The sequence below is a fragment of the Thiocystis minor genome (assembly GCF_016653465.1).
Lineage (GTDB): Bacteria > Pseudomonadota > Gammaproteobacteria > Chromatiales > Chromatiaceae > Chromatium > Chromatium minus.
On the sequence record NZ_NHSQ01000001.1, the window covers coordinates 1 to 7652 of the forward strand.

9 protein-coding genes are annotated in these 7652 nt (G+C 60.8%); all 9 read left to right on the forward strand.

The window, feature by feature from the left end; all coding sequences use genetic code 11:
• Positions 1-839 (forward strand): DUF3150 domain-containing protein (locus tag CCR95_RS25760; protein WP_276570214.1); only part of this gene is annotated, 839 nt, incomplete at its 5' end.
• 125 nt (positions 840-964) lie between these two features.
• Positions 965-2884, forward strand: coding sequence for a cobaltochelatase CobT-related protein (locus CCR95_RS00010; protein WP_201090743.1), 1920 nt, complete (start codon positions 965-967; stop codon positions 2882-2884).
• 62 nt (positions 2885-2946) lie between these two features.
• Positions 2947-3114: an anaerobic ribonucleoside-triphosphate reductase gene (gene nrdD / locus CCR95_RS00015; protein ID WP_201090744.1), complete on the forward strand. Its 168-nt coding sequence runs from the start codon at positions 2947-2949 to the stop codon at positions 3112-3114.
• Between the two features lie 92 nt (positions 3115-3206).
• The gene (locus CCR95_RS00020) at positions 3207-3989 is read left to right on the forward strand and encodes an N-6 DNA methylase (RefSeq protein ID WP_201090748.1); all 783 of its coding nucleotides are present in this window, start codon (positions 3207-3209) and stop codon (positions 3987-3989) included.
• A 291-nt stretch (positions 3990-4280) separates the two neighbouring features.
• On the forward strand, positions 4281-4709 hold the full coding sequence (locus CCR95_RS00025) for a hypothetical protein (protein WP_201090750.1): 429 nt from the start codon (positions 4281-4283) through the stop codon (positions 4707-4709).
• 90 nt (positions 4710-4799) lie between these two features.
• A complete protein-coding gene (locus tag CCR95_RS00030; protein ID WP_201090752.1) occupies positions 4800-5357 on the forward strand; it encodes a hypothetical protein in 558 nt (185 codons plus the stop codon).
• Between the two features lie 121 nt (positions 5358-5478).
• Entirely contained in the window at positions 5479-6513 is a 1035-nt protein-coding gene (locus CCR95_RS00035; protein ID WP_201090754.1) for a DUF7146 domain-containing protein, read from the forward strand.
• A 118-nt stretch (positions 6514-6631) separates the two neighbouring features.
• On the forward strand, positions 6632-7054 hold the full coding sequence (locus CCR95_RS00040; protein WP_201090756.1) for a hypothetical protein: 423 nt from the start codon (positions 6632-6634) through the stop codon (positions 7052-7054).
• A gap of 4 nt (positions 7055-7058) precedes the next feature.
• The gene (locus CCR95_RS00045) at positions 7059-7481 is read left to right on the forward strand and encodes a hypothetical protein (RefSeq protein ID WP_201090758.1); all 423 of its coding nucleotides are present in this window, start codon (positions 7059-7061) and stop codon (positions 7479-7481) included.
• Positions 7482-7652 lie beyond the last annotated feature (171 nt).

The window sequence follows — 7652 nt, forward strand, 5'->3', positions numbered from 1 at the left end:
CCCAGCACTTTCTGACCGGGTATGACCGGGAGATCGAAGACTGGATCCTGCGTCACCCGGAATGGGAGCGGCAGCTTCGCACCGCCGTCGACCCGGCGGCCAAGATCGGCACGAAGTTTTCGTTCCGATATCGCCCCCTGATCATTCAGCCCGCCGAAGGTCAGCACGAAACGCTGGTGGAGGATGTGGCCGACATTGCCACGTCGGTGTTCCACGAGATCGCCCAAATCGCGATCCCGCTGGAAAAAAGCCTGATCGGCAAGGAGGCGATGTCGCAACACGCCCTGAGAACTTTCCGCAGGGTTCAACAAAAACTCGACATTCTGAGTTTCGTGGATCCCCGCATCGGACCGATTCTCGATCAGGTGGAGCGGTTTCTTCGCCACGTTCCGTCCCGCGGCCCCATTACCGGGTCCGTTTTTCAAGAAGGGTTCGGGGTGTGGATGCTGCTGTGCGATGAAGATCGCATGGCGCGCCACGGTGCAGGGATGCTGAACCCTGTGGTTGAAGCCGAAGTTGATGCCGAGGTTGATGCCGATGCCGAAGTTGAGGCCGAAACCGAGGTTGAGTCCGACGTCGAGACGACGACTGAAGTTGATGTCGTCGTCGATGCCGAGGCCGAAGTTGAGGCTGAAGCCGACATCGCAACGCATCTGGACGTCAGTCTGGACGCCAGCGACCTGTTTGACGACTTCGACGACTTCGACGACTTCGACGTGGAGACGCCGTTTTTAGGCGTGTTTGAAGAGGCCCGGCTGAACGACGCCGAAGCCGAAGCCGAAGTGGCCGAAGTGGCCGAAGCCGAGACCAAAACCATCCAAGATTTCGGCTGGTTTTAATCCGACGCTCCCCAGCCAGGGGAACGCCAACAAGAACGGTGTGCGACGAACGTCGACACCCTTTTCCCCACCGGGGCACACGCTGCCCCGAGGGGGCGGAGCGTGTCTATTTTTGGAGACGCACCATGCAAACCAAGACCCTGAATCGGGCCATGCCCATTGTCGCCGCCGCGCTCGGACGCAAGCTCGGCGTGAACGTCATCGTCGGTGGCATGAACGCCAGCCACACCGCCAGTACCGATGGCCAGACCATCTGGCTGCCGGATCTTCCGCCGGATTCCGCTCTGCGCGAGGTCGCGTGGGGATTTCTGGCGCATGAGGCCAGTCATGTCAGAAGTACCGACATGACGGTGTTCCGCGCGGCGGCGCTCAAGTCGCCGTTACAGAAAACCTTGCTCAATATTCTGGAGGACATCCGCATTGAGCAGGCCATCCGTCGCGCCTACCCAGGAACGAAAAAAACCCTGGAAAAGGTCGTCGATTGGATGATCGGCAACCATCGATTGTGTGCGCCTGATCCGAAAGATCATCCGGCGTCCATTTTGACCGGCTATCTGCTGTTGACCCTGCGATGCCGGGTGTTGGAGCAAACCGCCCTGACCGCCTTCGCGGTGCAAGCGGAGAAGGTTCTTCGTCAGACATTCCCCGCGTCGACGGTTCGTCGCTTGATGGGGATGACCATTGAAGTGACCAGGCTGGGGAGTACGGCCGATGCCAATGAGTTGGCAGAGCGGATCATCCAACTGTTGAAGGATGAAAATGCCGAGCAGCCGCAAAACGACTCCAAGGATTCCAAGGACGACTCCGGGAACGACTCCGAGGACGGCTCCAAGGGTGACTCCGAGGACGGCTCCAAGGGTGATTCCGAGGACGATTCCGAGGACGATTCCGAGGGTGATTCCGAGGATTCCGAGGGTGGCTCCGAGGACGACTTCGGGGACGACTCCGGGGACGATTCCGAGGGTGGCTCTAAGGGTGATTCCGAGGACGATTCCGAGGATTCCGAGGGTGGCTCCGAGGACGACTCCGGGGACGATTCCGAGGGTGGCTCCAAGGGTGGCTCCGGTGGTAGCTCCGGGGACAATTCCGGTGACGGCTCCGAGGATGAATCCAAGGGTGGCTCCGGGGGTGGCTCCGGGAACGATTCAGGGAAGACGTCAAAAACCCTCCAACAGGCGCTGGAGGCCGACGAAAACGATTTCGATCAGGATCTGTTCGAGAACGCTAAAACACTGCTGGAAACCGAGTCGAGGAGGTACGGACACCAAACCGCGCTTCCGATCGCGGAGGACGCCTTAGAGGACGCCTTTCTGAATCGACAAGGAAAACGCCTTCTCCATGACGTTCAAGGGGAATCGCGGGCCTTGATGGCCCGACTGCAAGGGTTGGTGCAATCCGCCCAAATGGATCGGCAATACGCCGTTCGTCAGGGGAAAAAACTGGTTGCTCACCGTCTGCACCGCGCGGGCTTTGGCGATTCGAGGCTGTTCGTCCGGAAGACGGAACGGACGGCACCGAACACGGCGGTGCATCTTCTGATCGACCTGTCGGGGTCAATGGGGAACTATTACGGCGGCGAATCGCAGAGCGATATCGCTCAGAAATCCGCCTTGGCGCTGGCGCTGGCACTCGACACCATTCAAGGCGTGTCGGTCGCGGTGACGGCCTTTCCAGGCTTCCATGGGGAGGACGAAAAGGTCTCCCGCCTGATCCAGCATGGGCAACGGCCCGCCAGACGTGCGGGCGCTTTCCTGCAACAGCCGCGCGGTAGCACGCCCTTGACGCAGGCATTGTGGTACGCCGCCGCCGATCTCTTGCAGCGACAGGAGCGGAAGCGGGTGATCCTGGTGATGACCGACGGCAAGCCCGATGACGTGATCGGGGCGACGAACATCATCGAACAATGCCAGGCAACTGGCATCGAGATCGCCGGCATTGGCATCAAAATCGACGTGTCGTGGCTGTTTCCACGTCACATCCAGATCGATTCTCCTGCCGATCTTAAGAAAACGCTGTTCGGTCTCGCCGAGCAGTTCCTCGTTTAGGGCCACGACCGCCCGCGGGTCCACCGATCTTTTCGGCGATGCTGCGGGCACGGAGAGGGTCGATGAAAAAACCTGCCCAGCCGATGATCGGCCTGTCCGATCACGAACGCACACCGTGCGAAGTGTGGACCCGCGTCATGGGGTATCACCGCCCGGTGTCGGCTTTTAACAATGGCAAACGCGCCGAACACGCCGAACGACGGCTGTTCCGCGAGAGCATGATGCACTGATCGTGTGTTGACTTCCCGCCCGGCAACCGCCGGGTTCATTCACCCCTGGGGATCGCTCCCCAGGGGGGCGGTCCTTTTTTCGAGGTCCGTCAATGGTTAAAACGAAAACCGCTCTAAAAGATCGCCAGTCTCCCGCGCGTCACCTGTCGCGCGACATCGAAACCCTTGCGAACCGAGGGCGGCGCTACCGTCCCGACGAGTGGCTGTATTTCCTTTGCCAGGACGTGCTGGCCGGCTTCGGGCGGCGGCTTCAACAGCCCTGGGACGAAGAACGCCAGGAGGCGTTGTACGCGCTGTCGCGTCTCTACGGCAATCTGGTCGGCGAGCATCCCTGGAAAGACATTTTGGGTCCAACCTACATGGAACTCGGTTCGCGCGGCCAGCAACGCTGGTTAGGCCAATACTTTACGCCACAAACCGTCGCATCCTGCATGGCCGAGATGCAACTCGCCGACGCCGAACTGGATGCGCACCTGCACAGCAAGACACGCATCCGGGTGATGGAGCCAGCCTGCGGGTCGGGTGTGATGCTACTGGCGGCGTGCGATGGCGTGCAGCGCCACCATGGCGTCAGCGCCCTGCAACAGTTCGCCTTGACCGCGATCGATCTGGATCGCCTCTGTGCGGAAATGACGGCGACCCAACTGCTGGCCAATGCCACGCTCCACGGCGCACTCGGCGAAGTGCACGTCTACCAGGGCAACGCGCTCACGCACGCAGACATGCACGTCATCGTGTCGCTCGCGTGGCCGCCGATGGACGAAGACGGTCTGTTGGAAAACCTGACGGTTCCGTCCTGCCCGATGCCGATCGGCGTGAACGCCATTCCCGCCGCGTCTGCGATCCGGGTTGGCGAGCAACTGTCGCTGTTTTAAGGCAGATCGTCACCTAATCGTCACCGAAGCGATGGATTTCGGGGCCAATGCGCCCCGGAACCTGTCCCCTCCGCATCCCCGTTGGGTGCGTGTCGAGCGGACAGGTTTCCTGCGATCTCACCTGGTTGAGGTCGTCATCGCCTGCGCGGGCGATCCATCAAGACCGCGCGCACCACCGGCAAGCCTCGCGCTTGCACTCAACTCGCCAGCATCCGCTGGTTCAACCCCCTGGGGAGATTTGCATCTTCCCTTTGGGAATCATGCGTCTCCCCGATTTTTCGGAGAAAACGCATGAGCAATCAACATCTGTATTACCTGAACGGCTCCTGCATCGGCCACGAGAACGCCGAACGCCGCCGTCACGCGGTATTGGCGTGGCTGAGCCTGCCCTGCGCCGTCGTGCCGTTGGGCACCGACGAACACCTTCAGGCTTACCACACGGCCATGCGCCTTGGGCGTGAGCATCATCAGGCCACCGGGCAACGGTGTTGGGCCGATCTGGTTCCCACCTTGGTTGGGCTGGAGCAGCACCGGGTCGCGGTGTACGACCCAGAGGGCCGCGAAACCAGGCGGTTCTGGGTCGCCAGGTCGAGCGGCTGGATGCCCTGCCACCTCTCGTTGCCGCGCATCACGTCGCGGGCGGGTTTTCCCGCTGATGTCGAGCCGGGCGAAACCGTCCGGGTCATTCGCCGCCGGCCCTCGCGGATTCGCGCGCGCTGACCCGCGCCTGCGCTAGATCGCTGGCATTTACCCCCCAATGGGAGACGCACTCCTGCGGGGGCGTTTCCCGTAACGAATGGAAGATTATCGATGAATCAATATCTTGTGAGCAAAGACATGATCGTGCGCGTCAATGTCACCGTGACGGCAGCTTCCGAAGACGAGGCGCTCGCCTTCGCGAAACAACACAGCCGCCAGCTCGATTGGGAGCACGAAGCCGATTCCTGGTTCATCGAATTCAACCATCCCTGTTGGCTGGTTGAAAAACGCGACATTCCAGCACCGAGTTTCGACCCTACCGAACTGCTCGAAAACGTGCTCGTGAAGGCGCGGGAATCGCTCGTCCCAATCCATCCAGGGAGCGACGAAGGGATCTACGCCGATTGGCTGGAAAATCTCATCATCAATCAACCGGATGCACTCGATGCGCTCGCGAGCGCAACGCCGAAGAACGCTCCCGGCCCGATCGTCTGGATCGAAGCAGACAAACGCCGCTTCAGCTTGATGCCCTCGGACGCCTTGTTCCGCCTCGTGCTGTTGGCGCGGGCGGCCGGCTTGTCGACGCCGGAGACCGAGGAGGCGCAAGCCTTCTGTGCACGGTATGGAAACAAGCTGGATGCGTTGTTGACGACGGTTCAGGTCGGCTAGTTCGTCGGCCAGTTTGACGCCTTCCCGATCGGGAAGGCCAACACCTCTCACCCACGCGGGAAGACGCTTCCCGCAAGGGGTACGTCTTCCTTTTCCCAATGTTTAGAGAATCGGAGGTCGTATGACATTAAACGCCACGTTGGTTAGAACACACGCGCAGGGCCGCTGGATCGGCATCCTGCATCATTGGGTTCCGGCGTTGGAATCCGCCCTGGAGCGCTCAGGCCGACATGGCCCATGCCCCATGCATGGCGGCACCGATGGGTTTCGCGTTTTTCGGGATGTCGCCCACACCGGCGGGGGCATCTGCAATTCCTGCGGGGCCTTCCCGGATGGGTTCGCGCTGCTGAGGTGGCTCACCGGCTGGACCTTTCCCGTCGCACTGGAGGCCGTTGGCGCGTCCTTGGGATTGACCGAGCACGTTGCTCGGCTGCCCGTTCGGACGTTAGCGGCACCTTTGACGCCGAAAGCGCGATCGGTCGCCGCCTGTCAACAGGCGTTACGGTCGACCTGGGGCGAATCGCTGGCTCCCACCGATCCAGCGGCTTGGCCACTGTGGCGCTATTTAGAGCATCGCGGTGTCGGTCCCTCCCTGGCGTGGCTGGACCCGCGGGTGGTGCGGTTTCATCCGCATCTCGCCTACTACGAGAACGGGCGCGCGACCGGCCATTACCCGGCCATGCTCGCCCGCGTCAGCGATCCGCACGGAAAAGCGGTCACGCTGCATCGCACCTACCTGCACCGCAACGGCGCCTGGAAGGCCACGGTGCCGAGTCCCAAAAAGTTGATGCCGCCCGTGGCCTCGATGACGGGCGGCGCGATCCATCTCGCGTCGGTTGACACGGAGATGGGCGTGGCCGAGGGCATCGAAACCGCCTTGGCGGCACGCTGCCTCTCCGGGCAACCGGTGTGGGCGGCGGTCAGTGCGACGCTGCTGGCAAAGTTTGAACCGCCCGCCGGGGTACGTCAGGTGATGATCTGGGCCGATTTGGATCGTCGCGAAACCGGCGAACAAGCCGCCGCGACCTTGCAGGAACGCCTCCTGCGATCCGGGGTCGAGGCGCGCATTCAACTGCCCAATCGGGCCATTCCCCAGGGACGAAAAGGGGTGGACTGGGCGGATGTCCTCCAGTCAACACCACCGCAAGCGGCCTAGACCGCGCACCAAACCGCCAATCCCCGCACGGGAATCGGCGGTCTTTCCATCCCCGCAATTCTGATGAAAGCCACGGCAATTCCGCTGCGGCATTTTCACAACAAAAGAGACTATCCAAATGGCAAACAACTACTTGCAATTCTCCGTCATGCTTCCCTTGCCCGAGAGCGAGGGCGCACAGGAAGCCGTCAAGGCTTTCTGGAACGAATTTCAGAAACAACGCGACGAGGCCGAGGAATCCGGCGACCCCGACGATTGGGACGAAAAATACGACTTCCAGTCCGAACTGAGCGACGGGCAAATCTGGATTTACGCGGACGAGAGCGGATCGGTGGAGGCGGTGGCCGAGTTCATCCAGGAATACCTGGAGCATTTCCAGATAGACGGCGGAGTTTATTTTTCCTGGGCCGAGACGTGCAGCAAGCCGCGCGTCAACGAATTCGCCGGGGGCGCTTTCCTGGTGACTCGCGATCAAACGCACGCGATCGTGAGCAGCGACGTCATCGTTCAACACCCTGAAATTCGGGTATTGAGCCGATAAAAATATGAACAAAATCAAAGAAATACGCGTTCGTTCTCAGGATTGGAATGAACTCGCCAAAACGTATTCCGGTCTGGCAGCCGCAGGACAGAAAGGAAACGATCTTGTGCGCGTCAAGAGCGTTGAACACAAGGGGTTTTTATACACGTCGTTCAGCGTTCGCTACACACCGGAAGGACACGCCTTCCCGTCATCCGTGAGGGCGTACCGACTGTTCCCGCCAGCCATGTTCGCAGGGGAAACAACGACGATCTGTCATGACGAAAAGGCGATTCTAGCCGGGCGTCGCCAGCGCGGTGACGCGACCGGTCTGATCGTGTCAGTGAACGGCACGCCGATGGTGTGCGCTCAAGCCATTCACTTCCTGAAGGACGAGTCGCTAACCGCCGCGACAGCGGCAGAAATAAAGCAACTCGATCTGTTCTGAGTTCCACAAGACCCCAACCCCGATCGCAAGCAGGGCGAGCGCGCTTAAACATTCCGTTTTTCGGGTAGTTGACGGATGATCGCGAGAAACGACTATCGGAGTTTCTCATGTCAGCCAGCCTTCTTGAGCATTTTGCGTCCCTGGAAGATCCCCGGATCGAACGTAACAAGC